Annotated in this window: 14 protein-coding genes and 1 riboswitch; of the genes, 5 read left to right on the forward strand and 9 right to left on the reverse strand. The window is 63.4% G+C overall.

The window, feature by feature from the left end:
* Positions 1–29: 29 nt before the first annotated feature.
* The 3 genes from AQZ49_RS01890 to AQZ49_RS01900 all read right to left on the reverse strand — a co-directional run bounded on the left by AQZ49_RS01890 (position 30) and on the right by AQZ49_RS01900 (position 5,367).
* Positions 30–2,924 (reverse strand): sensor histidine kinase, encoded by a 2,895-nt coding sequence (locus AQZ49_RS01890; RefSeq protein WP_156428079.1) that lies wholly within the window; start codon positions 2,922–2,924, stop codon positions 30–32.
* A gap of 110 nt (positions 2,925–3,034) precedes the next feature.
* Positions 3,035–3,664 (reverse strand): response regulator transcription factor, encoded by a 630-nt coding sequence (locus AQZ49_RS01895; RefSeq protein ID WP_067611990.1) that lies wholly within the window; start codon positions 3,662–3,664, stop codon positions 3,035–3,037.
* 179 nt (positions 3,665–3,843) lie between these two features.
* Positions 3,844–5,367 carry a sensor histidine kinase gene (locus tag AQZ49_RS01900; RefSeq protein ID WP_082701256.1) on the reverse strand — a complete coding sequence of 508 codons (1,524 nt, stop codon included), beginning with the start codon at positions 5,365–5,367 and terminating at the stop codon, positions 3,844–3,846.
* 117 nt (positions 5,368–5,484) lie between these two features.
* Positions 5,485–5,674, forward strand: a riboswitch (cobalamin riboswitch).
* Positions 5,675–5,859: 185 nt separating this feature from the next.
* Here AQZ49_RS01900 and AQZ49_RS01905 point away from each other — a divergent pair.
* The gene (locus AQZ49_RS01905) at positions 5,860–7,782 is read left to right on the forward strand and encodes a TonB-dependent receptor plug domain-containing protein (protein ID WP_156428080.1); all 1,923 of its coding nucleotides are present in this window, start codon (positions 5,860–5,862) and stop codon (positions 7,780–7,782) included.
* Between the two features lie 25 nt (positions 7,783–7,807).
* On the opposite strand, the gene AQZ49_RS01910 is transcribed toward AQZ49_RS01905, so the two are convergent.
* Complete coding sequence (locus AQZ49_RS01910) at positions 7,808–8,914, reverse strand: mandelate racemase/muconate lactonizing enzyme family protein (RefSeq protein ID WP_067612000.1); 1,107 nt, start codon at positions 8,912–8,914, stop codon at positions 7,808–7,810.
* Between the two features lie 11 nt (positions 8,915–8,925).
* Positions 8,926–10,536, reverse strand: a complete 1,611-nt coding sequence (locus AQZ49_RS01915) for a GMC family oxidoreductase (protein WP_067612003.1) — start codon at positions 10,534–10,536, stop codon at positions 8,926–8,928.
* A gap of 103 nt (positions 10,537–10,639) precedes the next feature.
* Here AQZ49_RS01915 and AQZ49_RS01920 point away from each other — a divergent pair, with 103 nt between their 5' ends.
* The 4 genes from AQZ49_RS01920 to AQZ49_RS22480 all read left to right on the forward strand — a co-directional run bounded on the left by AQZ49_RS01920 (position 10,640) and on the right by AQZ49_RS22480 (position 15,279).
* Positions 10,640–11,533 carry a LysR family transcriptional regulator gene (locus AQZ49_RS01920; protein WP_067612007.1) on the forward strand — a complete coding sequence of 298 codons (894 nt, stop codon included), beginning with the start codon at positions 10,640–10,642 and terminating at the stop codon, positions 11,531–11,533.
* Positions 11,534–11,960: 427 nt separating this feature from the next.
* Positions 11,961–14,159 carry a putative bifunctional diguanylate cyclase/phosphodiesterase gene (locus AQZ49_RS01925; RefSeq protein WP_231738595.1) on the forward strand — a complete coding sequence of 733 codons (2,199 nt, stop codon included), beginning with the start codon at positions 11,961–11,963 and terminating at the stop codon, positions 14,157–14,159.
* 204 nt (positions 14,160–14,363) lie between these two features.
* On the forward strand, positions 14,364–14,852 hold the full coding sequence (locus AQZ49_RS22475; RefSeq protein ID WP_067612012.1) for a hypothetical protein: 489 nt from the start codon (positions 14,364–14,366) through the stop codon (positions 14,850–14,852).
* Positions 14,853–14,871: 19 nt separating this feature from the next.
* A complete protein-coding gene (locus tag AQZ49_RS22480) occupies positions 14,872–15,279 on the forward strand; it encodes a Spy/CpxP family protein refolding chaperone (RefSeq protein ID WP_067612015.1) in 408 nt (135 codons plus the stop codon).
* 75 nt (positions 15,280–15,354) lie between these two features.
* Here AQZ49_RS22480 and lpdA read toward each other — a convergent pair whose 3' ends face one another.
* The 4 genes from lpdA to AQZ49_RS01955 all read right to left on the reverse strand — a co-directional run bounded on the left by lpdA (position 15,355) and on the right by AQZ49_RS01955 (position 19,166).
* Positions 15,355–16,767: a dihydrolipoyl dehydrogenase gene (gene lpdA / locus AQZ49_RS01940; RefSeq protein ID WP_067612017.1), complete on the reverse strand. Its 1,413-nt coding sequence runs from the start codon at positions 16,765–16,767 to the stop codon at positions 15,355–15,357.
* 10 nt (positions 16,768–16,777) lie between these two features.
* Positions 16,778–17,179 (reverse strand): acyl-CoA thioesterase, encoded by a 402-nt coding sequence (locus AQZ49_RS01945; RefSeq protein WP_067612019.1) that lies wholly within the window; start codon positions 17,177–17,179, stop codon positions 16,778–16,780.
* 4 nt (positions 17,180–17,183) lie between these two features.
* The gene (locus AQZ49_RS01950) at positions 17,184–18,473 is read right to left on the reverse strand and encodes a pyruvate dehydrogenase complex dihydrolipoamide acetyltransferase (RefSeq protein ID WP_067612022.1); all 1,290 of its coding nucleotides are present in this window, start codon (positions 18,471–18,473) and stop codon (positions 17,184–17,186) included.
* Positions 18,474–18,677: 204 nt separating this feature from the next.
* Positions 18,678–19,166 carry a glutathione peroxidase gene (locus AQZ49_RS01955; protein ID WP_067612578.1) on the reverse strand — a complete coding sequence of 163 codons (489 nt, stop codon included), beginning with the start codon at positions 19,164–19,166 and terminating at the stop codon, positions 18,678–18,680.
* Positions 19,167–19,231 lie beyond the last annotated feature (65 nt).

A 19,231-nucleotide genomic window follows, 5' to 3' on the forward strand; every position in this document is an offset into this window, starting at 1 on the left:
GAGGACTTGGATGCGGCGTCCGTCACGCGTTACCCGTCGTCCAAAGCGCGGTGAACGATCTGCCTGGGGACCGAAAGCCTGACGCGCGTGCCATGGGGGGCGACGTTGCTGATCTCAAGGCTACCACCCAGGCCCTTTGCTCGCTCTCGCATGCCGATCAATCCATAGTGGCCTTCGGCGCTGCCAGACCTTCGCACCGGATCCGGCAGTCCCGTTCCATCGTCGGCGATGTCGATCTGGATGGGATCGCGCGTGAAGTCGATGGTGATGCCGACGTGTCCGGCACGCGCATGGCGCACGATGTTGCACAGGGCCTCGCGCACTATGCGCCCGATTTCATGCGCTGCTTCGGCCCAGAGCGGGGCGGGCACGCCCTTCACGGTCAAGGTCCAGGGCAGATCATCGCCCAGGATCACCGGCGTCAGATCGGACACATGCGCGACCAGATCGAGCGGGCCGCTCTCTTGTCGCAACATGCGGACCCGTTCGCGCCCTTCAAGCAGGACATCGTCGGCACGATCGAGCGCCTTTTCCATGTCGGCAATGGTGGAATGGCCCTGCGGCAAACGCTCCTTGATCGACTGAAAGCGCAAGGTCAGTCCATAAAACCCTTGGAGCAGAGTATCATGCAGTTCGCGCGCGATGTGTTCGCGCACCGCCATCCGGTCTGCCAGCCGCTGGCGCAGCGCTGCTGACGTGACGCGTGCACGCCAGTTGAAGACGGCCACCAGGGCCCCCGACGCGGCGATTGCCAGCACGCCTGCAAACCACCACGTCTGCCAGTAATAGGCGGCGATGGTGACGGCCATGGTGGCGCCCGTCTGGTTCCAGACCCCATCGCCATTCGCTGCGATCACGTGAAAGCGATAAGTGCCGGGCCGCAACTGGGTATATGTCGCCTCTTGCCTCGCGCCGTCGCCGGTAATGCCCGGTTCCACCCAATCGCCGTCTACGCCTTCAAGCCGATACCGGTAGCGGTTGTGCAATGGATCGGTCAGGCTGAGCGCGGCGAATTCGAACGCGATACGGTTGGTGCCTGCGGGCAATTCCGCCCGGCTGCCGATGTAGGTGACACCGCCCGCCTGCAGACCCCGGATCAACACGGGTGGGGGCATCGGGTTCACCGCATTTGCGGCAAGATCAACGCCGACCAGGCCCTGGTCGGTTACAAACCAGGGTTGCCCGGCAGCATCGACTTCCGCATCGTTGGCCGACCAATAGACAGAACTGCGGGCGTGCACGTTCTGCGCTGCCCCCAGCAAACGATGGGGGATCGGTTGATGGGGATGGCGAAAGGCGGCCTCGAAATCGGGGCGTGAAATTCTGACGATGCCGGCCGACGTGATCAGCCAGGCATCTGACGGACCGAGCGTCACACCGGTCAGCCCGGTCAGCCACGGGTGATTGCGCGCCTCGATCGCGATGATCCGGTTGCCCTCGGTGCGGGCCAGGCCCATCTGGCCTCCGATATAAGTGTGTCCGCCGATGACCTTGATCAACCGGACAAAGCCGACCGCAATATCGTCTCCCTGCCAGATCGGCACCACCTTGTGGTCGGCAATATGCAACACCGCGTGGAGCGGCTCGTTGGCATAGATGCCGCCTTGTGCCCCTGACACCTGATCGGACACGATGAACTGGCTCGGCGGCAAGTCCGCCTGGGCCTGCCATCGCGAACCGTTGAGTTGATAGAGCGCAGCATTGCCGATCACGCTCCACGCCCGGCCATCGCGACCGATCGCGCAGGCATTTGCGCTGATCAGGGGGAATGGCTTGGCGATGGATTGCCAGTTCGCACCGCGCAGCAAACGGTCGCCCTTTTCGGTTTCGACCAGCACTTCGCCGCTTTGCCCGGCACACAACGCGGTGATGCCGGGCACTGTGAGGATGGGGCGCACCTCGCCCTTGCCGATCGCGAACACTCCGCTGTCGGTTGCGACGGCAAGGGGCATGGTCGGGTTCCCGCCGAGGGCAAAACCGGTGATCGGTGTACCGGGCAGCGCCGGGCGCACCAATACGGTGCGGCCAAAGCGGGTCAAACCATCGGGCCCGCCGGTCCAGATCGTGCCTTCGCGATCGCGCATCACGGTGGCGGCCCGCTCGGGAATGTGCATCACCGGTCCGGCGCGTTGCACCGGAACGGCCATTAGCCCGTCACGATACCCGGCAAACAGCACTCGGCCATCGCTGAACAGCGCCTGCCCGTGCTGGAACACCCCAGGACGCAGTGGCGTGTCAGGTATCGGGATTCGAGCCGGGCGCCCCGTAAGGCTATGCAGCCCGTCACGACCGGCAAACCATACCTGCCCATGGTCGTCTTCGACCAGACTTGAGGTGAAGACCGGCTTTGTTGCCACGACCTCCGGCCGCGCCGCGCCATTGGGCACATGCAACACCGACACCGCTTGCGAAATCCACAAGGATCCGTCGTGCGCCACCAACAGGTGATCGATGCTTTCGGGCTTTAGCCAGTCGTTCGTATCGTGAACATGCACCTGGCCACGGGAATACTGCCGCAACTGCTGGCCCATGCTGCCAAGACAGGCCACCCACACATCACCATTGGGCGCCGTGGCAATCGCCATGACCGCGCCTTTGGACTGTATCTCGGGAGGCAGGTCCGTCAGCCTGCCATTGCGCCAAACCGACAACCCGCCAAAATCGTGCCCAACCCACAGTGCCCCGTCAGCGGCAACGGCAAGTGCCGTGATCAGGCTCGACTGCCGGCGGTTGTACGTCGATGGCACGATGTGTTCGAAGCTGATCCCGTCAAACCGGTAGAGTCCGCTGGCCGTGCCCAGCCAGAGATAGCCATCGGGTGTCTGGGCGATGGCACGGATATCGGTTGAGGCGCCCGTATCCGCGCGCCAATGATGCGCCTCCCGGCCAGGCAGTTCCGGGGTGATTTCTGCCCGCCCGGGCATGGACAGGCCAAGGCAGGCCAAAAATCCGGCCGCCACGGCGGATTTCGCCAAAGGTCGTATCAAGGCCGCAACATGATCGCCAAGGCGGCGCCCGGTAAAAGCGCGATCCTTCAAAGCTCGATCATCCCGCGCCGCGCCGCGATGGTGACCGCATGGGTTCGGTCCGCTGCGCCCAGCTTGGCATAGATCACCTTCATGTAGCCCTTGATGGTGTCTTCAGACAGATTGAGCCGGCCGGCGATCTGCTTGTTGGAGTTTCCGGCGGCTGCCAGGGTCAGCACTTCGGCTTCACGACCGGACAACAGATCTTCGGCCATGTGAAAGGCAATGCCCGTCGCCACGTCTGCAGACAAGTGCTTGCCTCCTGCGTGGACAGTCCGGATCGTATCGAGCAGTTCCTTGCGCAGACTGCTTTTGAGAAGATAACCGGTTGCCCCTGCATGCAACGCCCTGATCGCCTGCGCGTCGCCGGAATAGGTCGTCAGGACGATGATCCGGCATGCCGGATCGGCGCGGCGCAGCGCCTGGATTGCGGCCACACCGCCCATGCCCGGCATCTGCAGGTCCATCAGGACGATATCGGGCCGGTGCGCGTCAAACAGGTCAAGCGCTTGTTCGCCGGTCTCTGCCTCGGCAACGATCGTCAAATCGGGCTGGTTTTCGATAACGGCCCGTACCCCTTCACGCAGCAGGGGATGATCGTCCACGATGAGAACACGGATAGTACGGGTGCTGGTCATGACTGGCCTTGATCAAACGTCCCTGCATGAAGACCATGCGCATTGGTGTACTTGTGCCACGCCACAAACGTGTTTGCGGTGCAACCGTGCCCGCCGGGATCGGGCCTATCACACGTCGGTATTCCCGGACCACCCGCAATGACATGCCGCAATCGTGGCCCGGCAGCCTGCCGGGCCGGTCAAACGCCAAACAAAAATGGCGACTTGTGGCTGTCTTTGACCGAATCGGCGGCCGGGCCGGTTCGTTGATGGAACGGGGAGAGCGGGATGGAGATTTCGACAATTGCGCCCCCCCACTCTGCGTTGCGCCGGGACAGCGTGCCGCCATGGCATTCGACCGCTGTTCTGCAGATATGCAGTCCCAGGCCCATGCCGTTTTTCTTGGTGGTGAAAAAGGTGTCGAATTCCTTGCCACTGTCCAGTTCGTCCCACCCGGGACCCTGATCGGCTACCGTCACCAGCGCGCTGTCGTCGCGCCTTTCGAGGGACAGTGTCACCATCCGCTGCTCTGGCGGACTGTTCAGCATCGCATGAATGGCGTTGGTGATCAGGTTTACGAAGATCTGTTTGAGAAGAATGCGATCGCCCATCACGCTCAGGGTGTCCCCGGTGGTCGGGATCATGACCAGCCGCGTGCCTGTTTCAGCCGCCTCGCACCGCATCAGGGCGACGGTGGTCAGCAGCACGCCGTCCAGTTCGACTTCGGCAAGGTCGATCCGGGAACTCCCGACCAGCGCGCGAACGCGCTCCATGACAGTTCGCGCATGATCGACGCCTTCGACAATGCCCGCCAATGCCAGCGACGTTTCACGCAAGTCTGGCGGATTGCGCGACATCCAGCGTCGTGCGGCATCGGCATAGCTTTGAATGGCAGCCATCGGCTGGTTCAGTTCGTGGGCAATCATGGCCGACATCGCCGCAAGGGCCCCGGTCCGTTCGGCATGGGCAAGCTGGTCCCGCTTTTGAAGCAGTTGCCGCTCCAGCGCGCGCCGATGGGACACGTCGAGCAGGCTGCCTGGAACCCGGTCGAGCGAGATGTCCGGGCCCAGGCCAAAGGCCACGACAACCTGCCTCGGTGGCCCGTGGATCGGAAGCACGTGCGTTTCCACCTGGAACAGCGGACGTCGCTCCCCAATGGCGATGATACATTCGGAAAAGCTGTCGTCGGTTTCGCTGAAAAACCCACACATTCTGGCCAGGAATTCGGCCTTGCTGCCGACCCCCAGCATCGCCAGGGCCGCCGCATTCATATCGGTTATTTTGACCAGCTTGCGCATCGCGGCGACGAATTCGGGATGATTGCCGACATGATTCCGGATGTCGGAAACACCCCCTTTGCGAAGCTGGGCGATCCGGGCGGCCACCGCCGAAAAATCGTGCTCCAATATCGCGACCGACAGCGTGTCGAAGATCAGCCGATAGTGCCGTTCGCTCTGTTCCAGCGTGGCCCGTCTGGCCTGTATGCGGCACAGCAGGGTGGCCAAGGCGACCAGAATGCAAAGGTGGACCACCCCTTGCGCGATCGCTGTTGGCAGACCACCGGCCCTGCCGGTGAAAATCATGCCTTCGCTCACGCACAGACATGCGCAAACCGCAAACCAGCCCGCAAGGTGCCTTGCGCGTTGGCGCCAGCTCTCTGCAGGGCGCGGCTCTGCAGGCTCCGCGCTGTCAAATCGCGGTTGATTTTCCAGCGTAAAGAACATGCCGACAGACTATTCCATCGCAGAATTTCGACATCCCCCGATCGGGTGTGAATGCTTCACCCGTTCGTGTGGCCGCGGCATCGGCGCTGCCCCTTGTCAACGCGCGCCCCGCCGCTTAAGCGGCGGACTGCGACAGGTTTCCCGCAAGGGGATCAAAAGGGAACTTGGGTGGAAATCCCGGGCTGCCCCTGCAACTGTAAGCGGTGAGCCGACCGGCCATTTCGCCATTGGAACATCCGTTCCGAGAAGGCGCCGGATAGGCCTTGACCCGTGAGCCAGGAGACCTGCCTGTCGTGGTCGTTCTTCGTGCCGACAGGGGTGTTCGGGGCGAGCGGGGGTTTCCCTGACGAGCGACAGCTTTGGCTCCGTGGGCTTTGCCTGCGTGGGGGTGTTGCCGCGTGGCTGGTCCATCGGCGCAACCCCTGTCGCAAGGCCGGGCTTTGCGGGGTCTTGTTGACTGTGCAAGGGGATACCCGAATGAATTGCAAGACCATGACTGCCCTCGCCACACTGGCCACGCTCGGCCTGCCTGCGATGGCGCGCGCTGCCGACGACAGCGACACGATCATCGTTTCGGCATTGCGCACCCCGGTCGATTCCGACCAGGTGCCTTCAAGCGTGACCGTGCTCGACCAGACCGCGCTCGAACGCGCGCAACCGCTGGCCCTTAGCGATGTGCTGGTGACCACCCCCAGCCTCAGCCTGGCGCGCAACGGTGGCTATGGCGAATCGACCAGCCTGCGCATTCGCGGCGCCGATCCCAGCCAGACCGTGGTGGTGATCGATGGCATGCGCGTGGCCGACCCCACTGCGACCGACGGCGGGTTCGATTTCTCGCAACTGTTTGCCGACGACATCGCGCGCGTGGAAATCCTGCGCGGGCCGCAATCGATCCTGTGGGGATCGGACGCCATCGGCGGGATTGTCAACGTGACCACGGTTGCGCCGACACGCCCGTTGCAGGCGGATATTTCGGTCGAAGGCGGATCGAACCAGACCGTCGATGCCCACGCCGGGCTGGGCGGCACGTCGTCGCTGGTTGACTGGCGCGTGTCGGGAACCGCCTTTTCGACCCAGGGCATCCCCACGCTGGCAGGCGGCACGGTGCCCAATGGCTATAGCCGCCAGGCCGCCAGCGCGACCACCACGTTCCACCTGGCCCCCGATGTCTCGCTCGACGTGCGCGGATACTGGGACAGCGCGCGCAACAGCTATTCCGATGCCTATTCGGTGCCGACCGGCATCTATCCCGGTGATTACGGGCTGACCAAGCAATGGTCGGTCTATGTCGGGCTCAATTTCGCCTTGCTCGACGGGCGTTTCAAGAACCGCCTGTCGGTCATGCAGGACCAGACCGACAACGAGGATATCGACCCCGCCAACCCCGTCTATGATGCCAGCCCGGCGTTGACCTTTGTCGGCCACGGCCGGACGCGCCGGTATGAATACCAGGGTACGTTCAATGCAGCCAAAGGCGTCGATCTGGTGTTTGGCGCCGAACGCGAAGAGGAACATATGCGCGTGGGTTCGCCCTATGACGCGATCCAGCCTTATGAACTGTTCCCCGAACAGGCCACCACCAACAGCGTCTATGGCGAAGCACGGGTGACGCCGTTTACCGGCCTGACGCTCAACGGCGGGGTGCGCTATGATCACCAGTCGCAATTCGGCGGCAACACGGTGTTCAGCACCGGCGCGGCCTATACCCCCGATGCAGGCACGACAGTGCTGCGCGCCAGCTATGACGAAGGGTACAAGGCGCCGTCGCTCTATCAACTCTACAGCGATTACGGCAATCCCAACCTGCAACCCGAACGCGCCCGTGGCTGGGAAGTCGGCGTGCAGCGGTCGCTGTTCGGCAAGGCGGTGCAACTGGGCGCGACCTGGTGGGAACGCCACACCAACAACCTGATCGAATTCGCCTTTTGTCCCTTGACCATCACGCCGACCACACCGGCGGCGTGCAGCATCAACTTCTATGGCTATTACGCCAATGTCGATGTGGCGCAGGGGCGCGGGCTGGAACTGACCGGATCGGCCCACTTTGCCCACGTCCTCGTCGATGCCAATTACAGCATTGTCGTCAACGAGGATCGCACCCCCGGTTCGGTGACGTATGGTGACCAGTTGCCGCGCGTGCCGCGTCACTTGTTCAACGGCTCGCTCGGTTATGAATTGCCGTTCGGGGTGACCACCAGTGTGGCCGTGCGCACCTCGGGTTCGTCGGTGGACGGCGCCTATCCGTTCACGCTGGGGGGCTATACGCTGGTCGACTGGCGGGCCGAATGGAAACTGGCATCGGGACTGACGCTGTTTGGCCGGATCGAAAACATCGGCGATGTCCACTACCAGACAGCCTATGGCTATAACAGTCTGGGCCGCACCGCCTATTTCGGCATCCGCAGCCACTTCTAGCAGTCCCGCCCGCGCGCAGGACCGGTCAATCGCGTTCGGTTACCTGGTATTGCGCGCGGGCCAGCCATTCGGGCGACACCTCGACGCCCCAGCCCGGTTCGTCGGACACTGTGATGCAGCCGTCTTCGACGCGAAACGGATCGTTGCGGAACAGGCCATATTGCCAGGGGTAATAGTCCTCGCGCTCGATCGACAGTTCCAGGTACTTGCCCGCATTGGGGATCGCCGTCAGCAGATGCGCGGTGCACATCGTGACGAGCGACAAGTTGGCCGAATGAGGGGTGACGGGAACCCCGGCGGCCTGCGCCAGTTCGACCACTTTGAGCGTGCGGCAGATCCCGCCCATGTACATCACGTCGGGCTGCACGATATCGACCGCGGCCAAATCGAGCATGCGTTTCCACACGTTCAGATCACAGTCCTGTTCGCCGCCGGTGACATCCAGATCAAGCGCGGCAGTCACTTGCGCGGTCTGTTCGAGTTCCCAATAGGGGCACGGTTCCTCGAAATGCACAATGCCTTCCTGTTCGAGCAGGCGCCCCACCGCGATTGCGCGCGCGGGGCTGAAGCCGCTGTTGCCATCGACCAGCTTGGCCACGTCGGGGCCCAGTGCGCGGGCGACCACCGGCACAATTTCCTCGGTACGCCCCGGCCATTCGTCGATATCGCGCCCGCATTCGGCACCGACCCGCCATTTGAACGCGTCAAACCCCTGGGTATCGCGCAAATGCTGCAACCGCCGCGCTTCGTCATGCGGGGTGATGTCGCGCTTCATCGACGAGGCATAGGCGCGCAATTTGCGCGGGCCCCCGCCCAGCAACGTGGCGACCGGCACACCCAGCCGCCGACCACGCCAGTCCCACAGTGCGGTATCGAGCCCGGCCAGCGCGCGGCAACGGTATGATCCGGGAAACTTGTGCTCGCGCTCTTCGACCAGCCGCACCGCGCCCTCGATATCGAGCGCATCGCGGCCCAGCACCCACGGCGCAATCTGACGGTGAAAGACTTGTGCGGTGATGTCCGCATTGTACGTCGATGTCTGGCCCCACCCGATGGCGCCATCGGCGGTGGTCACCCGCACCATCGCCACATCGGGTGTCGCAAAAGTTTCCAGCCGCGTAATCGCCGTCATGGCGCACTCCCTCAAAGCGAAGAAAGGATCATATCGGCCCCGCGCCACGCGGTCATCACCGTGGGCGCATGGGTGTTGGCAGAGGTGATGTTGGGAAACACCGAGGCATCGATCACGCGCAACCCCGCCACCCCATGCACCCGCAGCGCGGCATCGACCACCCCGCCGCGATCAGGCGGCGCCATCCGGCAAGTGCCGCACAGGTGGTGCACCGTGCCGCTGCGCTCGCGAAAATCCTGCAGGATGGCATAATCGGTGGCCCCTTGCGGATTGAAGCCATGCGGGGCCAGCGTGATCGCGGCGATCGCCGGTGTGGCGCCGATCCGTTCGATTACGCGTGCAGCGGAAATTACGTCGGCGCGGTCCTGGTCGGTTGACAGATAGCGCGGTTCGATACGCGGTGGCACCATCGCATCGGCCGAGACGATCATCACGTGCCCGGTCGAGGTCGGGCGGCAGGCGTTGAAGCCGATGATGAAGCCGGGCCACGGATCGGGCCGGGTCAGTTCCTTCTTGCCGGAAACCGCGCGCGAATAGCTGATCGGGTTGAAATAGAGCTGCACATCGGGACGCCCGGTGGCCCGGTCGCTGCGCACCAGACCGCCGATCTGGTTCATGCTGAGGCCAAGCGGCCCACGCCGGTTGAACACATAGCGCAAGCCCGCCGCGATCTGTCCGGCCAGCGTGCCCAGTTGATTGTTCAATGTCGGCCGGTTCGCCTTGTAGTGATAATCGACGCCCAGATGATCCTGCAGATGCGCGCCGACCGACGTGTTTTCAACGCGCACCGGCACGCCGGCACCGGCCAGCACGGGCCCGGGCCCGATCCCTGATCGCATCAGGATGGCGGGCGATCCAACCGCACCCGCGCACAGGATGACTTCACGCCGCACGCGCACCTCGTGCCACACGCCGCGCCGCAGATAGCGCACGCCGACCGCCCGGCCCTGCTCGATCAGTACCCGGTCGATCAACACCCCGGTGCGCAGCACCAGATTGCGCCGCTGCATCGCGGGGCGCAGAAACGCGCTCGCGCTGGACCAGCGGCGCCCGTTGTGGGTGTTGATGGCATAAGGCGCGACGCCTTCGCAGGGCACGACGTTGAGATCATCGGTCACTGCAAATCCGGCCTGACGCGCAGCCTCGATGAAATGGCGGGTGACCGGATGATGATCGGCATGGCGCTGTTCGACCCACAGCGGCCCGGTGCCGCTGGTCATGCCGTCGCCCGCCTTGTGCCGTTCGAGCGCGGCAAACGCCGCCCAGGCGCTCTGCGCGTTCCAGTCCGGATTGCCGGCCGCGCCCCAATCGTCGTAATCGCCTGGCAAACCGCGGCAATAGACCATGGCGTTGATCGAACTGGACCCGCCGAGCACTTTGCCGCGCGGATAATAGGCCCGCCGTCCCATCGTGGCAGGATCGGGTTCTGAGCGGAATTTCCAGTTGACGCGCGGATCGTCAAACGTCTTGCCATACCCGATCGGGGTGCGGATCCAGAACCGGCGATCGGTGCCCCCGGCTTCGAGCACCAGCACCGTGCCCCCCTGCCCCTGCGACAGCCGATCCGCCAGCACGCAACCGGCAGATCCCGCCCCGACGACGATGAAATCGAACAAGTCCAAGCGGCACCCTTTCCTGCGAGCCATGCCCAGGCTTGCACTTTGGACACCATCGCTCAAACAATATAAACCGCATTCAAGGCGTCAATCTGGTTTAGGGAAATGCATGACCACCTCGTTTCCCCACTTGCCGTGGGTCCGCACGTTCGAAGCCTGTGCCCGGCATCGCAGCTTTGCCCGTGCCGCCGACGAACTGGGCCTGACCCCGGCCGCGGTCGGCCAGCATATCCGACACCTGGAGGCCCAGCTTGGCTTTGCCCTGTTCAAGCGCATGGCGCGGGGCATTGCCCTGACCCCGATCGGGCGTGATTACGCGCCGATTGTCACCGGACTGCTCGACGATTTCGCCGCAGGCACCGTGGCCCTGTTTGGCATCCATAGTGGCCGCACGATCACGCTGCGCTGTGTCGCCAGTTTTGCGAGCCTGCGCCTGCCGCGCATCCTTCACCGCTTTGCGCAGGCCTATCCCGGGGTGTCGGTTCAGGTCCAGACGCCGGTGTGGAGCGATGATGCCGATGCCACGCATGTCGATCTCGAAGTGCGCTATGGCAGCGGGCTGTGGCCTGATTACGACGCCATCGCGTTGAGCGAAGGCATTTCCTACCCGCTCTGCCCACCGGGCAACGCCATGGTTGGTGATACATCGACGGCGCTGTACGCGCTGGCGAGACAGGCCCCGATCCATATCCTGGGGATGGAGAACCTGTGGCGCAAACTGGCGGTGCAGCTCGGCTGGCCCGAACAGGAGATGCAGGCCGGTATCACCGTCGACACGTCGGCCATTGCGCTGGAACTGGTGGCCGCAGGGGCCGGCTCGGCGATCATCGATGCCCAGTTGTGCCATCTGCATCTGGAACGCGGGCTGGTGGTCCACCCCGGCGGCATCGCGCTGCGGCACGAACAGCGGCATTACATCTGTATCCCGCGCACCAGCCACATCACCCGGCCCGAAGTGCTCGTGCTGCGCGATTGGATCAGGGCGCAGACGGACCAGCGATGACCCTGGCGGGGCACTGCCGGATGCGATCGCGTGATACCCTTCTAAAAAGTATTTATCCAATGTTGCGAGTAAGTCGCACCAGTGTCACATATATCGCTATGCACAAAATCTGGTCCATAATGGCGGAGCGGGCAACGTGGCGATCAAGCAAGGTCTTTGGATCAAACGGCATTTTGGCTGGCTGGGATGCCTGCTGCTGGGCCATTTACCATCTCGGCGTCGCGTGCGGGTGATGCCTGACGGTGTCACGACAACGATGTGCCGGCGCTGCGAAAGCCGGCTGGAGCGGCGCAATCGTCGATGGGTGCTGGAATCCCGCGCCCGCGGCTGAACCACCGCCCATGGTCAACTTGCCGACTTTACTTATTCTAAAGCTAGCGCGTGTTAACCCTACCGACGGGCTCGGGGTGGGAATAACGCGTGTCACGTGGCTAGTTTGTATTCACGGTTGAAGACCCAGATTGCCGTCGCGCCGACTCGCGTCGCGGTCGAGCGAAGCTTTGGGTTGCACGGCGCCGATGCCGAACAGATGTGCGCCACTTTCGAGGCGCTCAATCTCGGCGGGTTCTGGTCGACCGATGCAGCGGGGCGGATCGGCTATCTGTCAGCCGGGTTGCTGGCGGCGCTGGTCGGCGACAGCGATGCGGCGGGGCGGGATTTCGTCACGCTGTTTGTGCGTCCGCGGGCCGGGATCGATGGGCAACGCACACTGCCCTTTGTGTTTGCGCGCAAGGGACGCTTCGAGGCGGTGATCGCCCGTAGCGAACTGGACGAGCGCGAAATCGTCTGGTCGGTTTCCGGGGAACCCATCGTCGATGGCGATGGGGAATTTGCCGGTTTCCGGGGCCATATCGTCGATGTGACGCGCGACCGGCAGAGTGCGGAGGAAGCCTCGCAACTGGCCACCACCGATGCGCTGACCGGGCTGCTCAATCGCCGCCACATGACCAATATCCTCAAGCGTACGTTCGCGGCGTTTGCACCGCAACGCAGACCCTGCGCGGTGATGCTGATCGACCTCGACCGGTTCAAGCAAGTCAACGACACTTTGGGCCATGCGGTCGGCGACACGCTGTTGAAACAAGTGGCGCAGCGGCTGATCAAGGTGGTGGGCGACAAGGATCGCATCTGTCGGCTGGGCGGCGACGAATTCCAGGTGATGTTCCCCGATGTCGAAGACCGGGGGCGGCTGGGCGACGTGGCGGGGCGGATCATCACGATGCTGTCCGAACCTTATACGATCGAAGGCAACCGCTGTACGATCGGCACATCGGTCGGAATCGCGGTCAGCCCTTATGACGGCGAAACCGCCGATGATGTGGTGCGCAATGCCGATCTGGCGCTCTATGCGGCCAAACATTCGGGGCGCGGGCGGTTCCGGTTCTATTCCAACGAGATGCTCGAATCTGCCGAACAGCGGCGCCATCTTGAAGAAACCATGCACGACGCCCTGATCAAGGGTGAATTCGAACTGCACTATCAACCGCTGGTTGATCTGGCCAGCAACCGGGTGGTGGGGACAGAGGCGCTGGTGCGCTGGAATCATCCCGAAAGCGGGTTGATCTCGCCGGCGCTGTTCATTCCGATTGCCGAAGAATCGACGATGATCTGCCGCATTGGCGAATGGATCCTGCGCAAGGCCTGCGAAGACGCCGCGCGCTGGCCCGGCCGGGTGCGGGTTGCGGTGAACGTCTCGCCGGTCCAGTTTGCCGACCCGCAGTTCCCCCGGATCGTCGCCACGGTGCTGATGGCAACGGGGCTCGATCCCGACCGGCTTGAACTGGAACTGACCGAAAGCGTGTTCCTGCAGGAAGGCGAGGCCACCGACGCGATGTTCAAATCGCTGAAGGGTCTTGGCGTGCGGCTGGTGCTCGACGATTTCGGTACGGGCTATTCCAGCTTGTCCTATCTCAAGAACGCCCCCTTCGACAAAATCAAGATCGACCAGAGCTTTGTGCGTGGCGCCACCAGCAACGACAACCGCAACCGCGCGATCATCAGCGCGATCGTCGCGCTGGCCAATGCGCTGGGCATGGACACCATTGCTGAAGGCGTGGAAACCTTTGATCAACTCGACATGGTGCGCGATCTCAAGATCGGCATGGTCCAGGGCTATATCTACAGCAAGCCGGTGCGCGTCGAGCACCTGTTCGTCGACCTGCCCGACGAGGAATGGGTCATCGAGCCCGAAGGCCCGGCCAAACAGCGCCATGAACGCCGCGCCATGTTCCGCACCATCGGCGTAATCCACGAAGACCATTATTATCCGGTCACCTTGCGCAACCTGTCGCAATCGGGCGCGCTGATTGAAGGCCTGCTCGACGTGCCGATCGGCACGCCGTTCATGGTCGATTTCGGTGAAGGTCAATTCGAACTGGCAACCGTTGTTCGCTCACGCGAATCGAGCCAGGGGATCAGCTTTGCGCGCGATCTGGTCAGCGATGGCAATGGCGGATTGTGCACCCGCCACCGGTTCATGCAACACCACCTGGTCGCGGCAGGTGTGCCGCGCAACACCGAGGAATTCCTGACCAAACAAGCCGGATTGCTGGCCAGCGGCAAGATCAGCCTGCCCTGTTTCAGCGTGGCCAATCGCAAGGCCCGCCGCGAACAGGCGCTGACCTGAATCCGCGCAGGATGCCTCAAAGGGCAGGCGCACCGAGCGTGGGCAGTCAGCCACGGTTAAGGAACTTTTTGCGATAGTCCGCGCCAAGACGGCGACGTCGTGGTTGAATTGCCTTGCCTTTGTCATTGGCCTGTCGTTTTCTGGCGTGGCACCTACGGCACGGGCACAGCAACGACGGTTGTGCCGACGGGAAAGGAATTGGCGATGAAAATTCTTACCGGCTTGATCGCGGCAGCGGCGCTCGCTGTTGTTCCGGCAGCAGCGCATGCCAGCCATGGCGGCGGCGGCGGCGGCTTCCATGGTGGTGGTGGATTCCATGGCGGCGGCGCCTACCGTGGCGGTGGGGCTTATCGTGGCGGCGGCGCCTATCGCGGTGGAGGCTATTATCACGGTGGCTACTACCATGGTGGCTATCGCGGCTATTATGGCGGCCCGTGGTTCTATGGTCCGGCGCTGGGGCTCTATCTCGGTTATTGGTCCGATCCGTGGCTCTGGGGTTACCCCTATGGCTATTACGGCTATCCCTATTACCCCTATTACGGTGCCCCGGCAGCGGCTGCGCCTGCTCCGGGCAGTGCGCCGCCAGTGGCCACTGCTCCGCAGGCAGCGGCTCCGCAGGCGCAGACGTGTGGCAACTGGCAGTGGAGCGATACCGACAAGCAGTATCACTGGGCCACCAATGGCTGCCAGTAATCGGGGTTTCGGTATCGTCATGAACACTTCGCGTTATGCGGCGTTTGCCGCCGGGTTGGCCCTGATCGTCAGTGCCGGCCCGGCGTTGGCGCAGACGGTTGGGCTGACTCCGATTGAACAGTTGCACCAGGCGCTCCACCTGACCCCTTCGCAAGAGACGGCCTGGCAGCTTTATCGCAGCGCCTCCGATGTGCCGGACAAGGCACAGTCGCGGCGCCGGGCAGCCTCCACGCTGTTCCGCACGCTCGATGCGCCGCGCCGGATGGACCTGGTCGAGGCGGAGATGCGCCAGGAACTGACCGATCTGGAACACCAGTCGCAAGTGCTCAAGGCGTTTTACGCCACGCTGACTCCGGAGCAGAAGCATGTGTTCGATGAACGCACGCTGCCCCCGCCGGGCGATGGACAATCACAGTCGCAATACTGATTGCGACCCAGCAAAAACAAAAAAGGGGGCGCTGCCATCGCTGGCAGCGCCCCCTTTTTCATACGCGTTGATCGATCAGATGTGCAGCGCGCGGCCATAGGCGGCCAGCACGGATTCGTGCATCGATTCGCTGATCGTGGGATGCGGGAACACCGTTCCCATCAATTCGGCCTCGGTGGTTTCCAGCGTCTTGCCGACAACGTAACCCTGGATCATTTCGGTCACTTCGGCGCCGATCATGTGCGCGCCCAGCAATTCGCCGGTCGTGGCGTCGAACACCGTCTTGACGAACCCTTCAGCCTCACCCAGCGCGATCGCCTTGCCGTTGCCGATGAACGGAAACGTGCCGACCCGCACGGTGTGCCCGGCTTCCTTGGCCTTCGCTTCGGTCAGGCCGACGCTGGCGATCTGCGGATGGCAATAAGTACAACCTGGAATGTTGCCGCGATCCATCGGGTGCGGGTGAACCGCGGTGTTGCCCAGTTCCGCCGCAATCGCTTCGGCCACGATCACGCCTTCGTGGCTGGCCTTGTGCGCCAGCCAGGGGCCGGGGGTGACATCGCCGATCGCCCAAATGCCCTTGGCGCCGGTGCGGCCATAGCCGTCGATCGCGATGATCCCGCGTTCGGTGGCGATGCCCACGCTATCGAGGCCGATGTTTTCGGTGTTGGCGACAATGCCCACCGCAACGATGACATGGCTGAAGCTGTCTTCGACCACTTTGCCGTCCTTGCCCTTGATGCGAGCCTTGACCGCAGCGGGTCCGACTTCAAGCGTTTCCACCCCTGCCCCGGTCAGCACGGTCATGCCCTGCTTGGTCAGTGCCTTTTCAAGGAATGCCGACACATCGGCATCTTCGACCGGGACCACCCGGTCGAGCATTTCGACGACCGTGACTTTGGATCCCATATCGTTGTAGAAACTGGCGAATTCGATACCGATTGCGCCCGAACCGATCACCAGCAGCTTTGACGGCAATTCCTTCGGCGTCATCGCGTGGCGATAAGTCCAGATGCGTTCGCCATCGGCCTTGGCAAACGGCAGGTCGCGCGCGCGGGCCCCGGTGGCAACGATGATGTGCTTGCCGTCCAGCACTTGCGTGCCCTTGTCGCCGGTCACTTCCAGCTTGCCCGGCCCCTTCAGCGTGCCGGTGCCCATGAACACGGTTACCTTGTTCTTCTTCATCAGGTGCGTCACGCCCTGGTTGAGCTGTTTGGCAACGCCGCGCGACCGCGCCACCACGGCGGCCAGATCGGCGCGGACATTGTCCGCCGCCAGGCCATAGGCCTTGGCATGCTGCATCTGGTGGAACACTTCGGCAGAGCGCAACAGCGCCTTGGTCGGGATGCACCCCCAGTTGAGGCAGATCCCGCCCAGATTTTCGCGCTCCACAATCGCGACTTTCAGCCCGAGTTGCGCGGCGCGGATCGCTGCCACATAGCCACCCGGGCCCGACCCCAGCACGATCACGTCAAAGCTGTCAGCCACGTCAAACTCCTCAGGCTCTGCCCGGCAGCGGGGGTACCGGCCGGGGACGGCGATCTTCGTCGATCGCCACAAAAACAAATCGCGCTTGCGTCACACGCTCGCGCTCGTCGCCGGTGCGCGGGCGGCGCCAGGCCTCGATATCGATCACCATCGAGGTGCGGCCGACCGATGTGAGTGTGGCATGCACCGACACTTCATCGCCAATATGCACCGGGCTTTGAAACTTCATGCCCTCGACCGCGATGGTTGCCGCGCGCCCCCGGCAATGGCGCGCGGCGATGATCCCCGCGGCCATGTCCATCTGCGCCATCAACCAGCCGCCAAAAATGTCGCCCGCCGGGTTGGCGTCGGCCGGCATCGCGGTGATGCGGATGGCCGGTTCGCCGCTGGGATAGTCCGGCGGATAGCCCATCGGATCAGGCCACCAGTGCCAGCGGATTTTCCACCAGCGACTTGAACACCTGCATCAGTTCGGCGCCATCGGCCCCGTCGATCGCTCGGTGGTCAAAGCTGCCGGTCGCTGACATGACGGTGGCCACGGCCAGCGCGCCGTCGACCACGTAAGGCCGCGCCTCGCCCGCACCGACTGCCAGAATCATCGCCTGCGGCGGGTTGATCACCGCTTCGAACTGCTTGATGCCGAACATGCCCAGGTTCGACAGGCTGGCCGTGCCGCCCTGGTATTCGTGCGGCTGCAGCTTGCCATCGCGTGCCTTGCCGGCCAGCGTCTTCATTTCCCCGGCAATCGCCGAAACCGACTTGTTGGCGGCATCGACGATGATCGGGGTGATCAGGCCCGACGGCGCGGCGACTGCGACCGACACATCGACCCGCTTGAACGTGCGCAATTCGTCTCCGGCAAAGCTGACATTGCACTTGGGCACTTGCGCCAGCGCCTTGGCCAGCGCCTTGATCAGCAGGTCGTTGACCGACAGCTTGACACCCTGCGCTTCGAGCGCGGCATTAAGCTGCCCGCGCAGCTTGAGCAGCGCATCGAGCCGGACATCGACCGTCAGATAGATGTGCGGGATGGTCTGCTTGGCCTCGGTCAGGCGGCGCGCGATCGTCTTGCGCACATTGTTGAGCTTGGTCGCTTCGTAGGGAATACCGAAATCGGGGATTGCAGCCGGGGCTGGCGCGGCGACCGGCGCTGGCGTCGCGGGTGCCGCGGCTGCAACCGGTGCGGCCACTGCTGCAGCGAAAGGCGCCGGGGCGGCGTCAAGATCGGCGCGCACGATGCGCCCGTTGGGGCCGCTGCCCTTGATGGTGGCCAGATCGATGCCCTGGTGGGCGGCGATGCGCTTGGCCAGCGGGCTGGCGATGACGCGCGTGCCCGTGGCTGCTGCAGCCGGGGCTGACACCGGGGCAGCAGCGACCGGCGCCGGCGCCGCCACGACAGGCGCCGGCGGTGCAACCGGCGCTGTTGCGGCCGCCGCAGCGGTGGGCGCGGGGGCCGCGGCATCATCTTCACCGGCGAGCGTTGCGATCACGGTGCCGACTTTGACGCCTTCGGTGCCTTCGGCGATGTCGATCGACACGATCACGCCTTCGTCGACCGCCTCGAATTCCATCGTCGCCTTGTCGGTTTCGATCTCGGCCAGGATATCGCCCGACGACACGGTGTCGCCGGCCTTGACCAGCCATTTGGCAAGCGTGCCTTCTTCCATGGTCGGCGAAAGCGCGGGCATCTTGATGGAAATCGGCATGGCGAGCGTTCCGTTCTGGTGTAGAAATTTGCCGTTATGGCGTGTAATTTGTACAAAAATAACCGTATCGGTGAAAATGGTGCGTTCTCAGGTTAAACGCCATTTCGCCACACCTGCGCTCCGGGTCAAGTGCCAAGGCATGCCCGTCGCATACGAATTATGGCATGGCCCGATAAGCTTTCGCGAAGCCACCGGGGCAACGCGCTACAGCAGTTTCTCGATATCCTTGGCGATGCTGGCCGGTTTGTCGAGCGGGGCGTAGCGGCGCACCACTTTGCCGTCGCGGCCGATCAGGAATTTGGTGAAATTCCATTTGATCGCCTTGGTCCCGACAATCCCGGGCGCCGCGTCCTTCAGCCATTGATAAAGCGGCTCGGCCCCGGTGCCATTGACCTCGATCTTGGCAAACAGAGGAAAGCTCAGCCCGAAATTGACCTTGCAAAAGCTTTCGATCTCGTCCGCGCTGCCCGGTTCCTGCCCGCCGAACTGGTTGCAGGGAAACGCCAGCACTTCAAACCCGCGCTCGCCATATTCGCGCCACAGGGCTTCAAGTCCATCATATTGCGGGGTGAAGCCGCATTTCGACGCCGTGTTGACCACCAGCAGCACTTTGCCCAGCTTGTCCGCCAGCGAAATCGCCTCGCCATTGGGCAGCTTCGCGGAAAAATCGGCAATCGTGCGCGGCTGTGTCACGACATCATCCCCTTTATCGAGCACGCCCTTGCAACCGGGCGCACCGTGGAAGGTTACGGCAATCG

The organism is Novosphingobium sp. FSW06-99 (genome assembly GCF_001519065.1).
Taxonomy (GTDB): domain Bacteria; phylum Pseudomonadota; class Alphaproteobacteria; order Sphingomonadales; family Sphingomonadaceae; genus Novosphingobium.

What these genes read in the sequence shown, in the direction of transcription:
- AQZ49_RS01890 (WP_156428079.1), bottom strand. Translation starts at nt 2,924, where the DNA reads ATGCCCGGGCGGGCAGAAATCACCCCGGAACTGCCTGGCCGGGAGGCG.
- AQZ49_RS01895 (WP_067611990.1), bottom strand. Translation starts at nt 3,664, where the DNA reads ATGACCAGCACCCGTACTATCCGTGTTCTCATCGTGGACGATCATCCC.
- AQZ49_RS01900 (WP_082701256.1), bottom strand. Translation starts at nt 5,367, where the DNA reads ATGTTCTTTACGCTGGAAAATCAACCGCGATTTGACAGCGCGGAGCCT.
- AQZ49_RS01905 (WP_156428080.1), top strand. Translation starts at nt 5,860, where the DNA reads ATGACTGCCCTCGCCACACTGGCCACGCTCGGCCTGCCTGCGATGGCG.
- AQZ49_RS01910 (WP_067612000.1), bottom strand. Translation starts at nt 8,914, where the DNA reads ATGACGGCGATTACGCGGCTGGAAACTTTTGCGACACCCGATGTGGCG.
- AQZ49_RS01920 (WP_067612007.1), top strand. Translation starts at nt 10,640, where the DNA reads ATGACCACCTCGTTTCCCCACTTGCCGTGGGTCCGCACGTTCGAAGCC.
- AQZ49_RS22475 (WP_067612012.1), top strand. Translation starts at nt 14,364, where the DNA reads ATGAAAATTCTTACCGGCTTGATCGCGGCAGCGGCGCTCGCTGTTGTT.
- AQZ49_RS22480 (WP_067612015.1), top strand. Translation starts at nt 14,872, where the DNA reads ATGAACACTTCGCGTTATGCGGCGTTTGCCGCCGGGTTGGCCCTGATC.
- AQZ49_RS01945 (WP_067612019.1), bottom strand. Translation starts at nt 17,179, where the DNA reads ATGGGCTATCCGCCGGACTATCCCAGCGGCGAACCGGCCATCCGCATC.
- AQZ49_RS01950 (WP_067612022.1), bottom strand. Translation starts at nt 18,473, where the DNA reads ATGCCGATTTCCATCAAGATGCCCGCGCTTTCGCCGACCATGGAAGAA.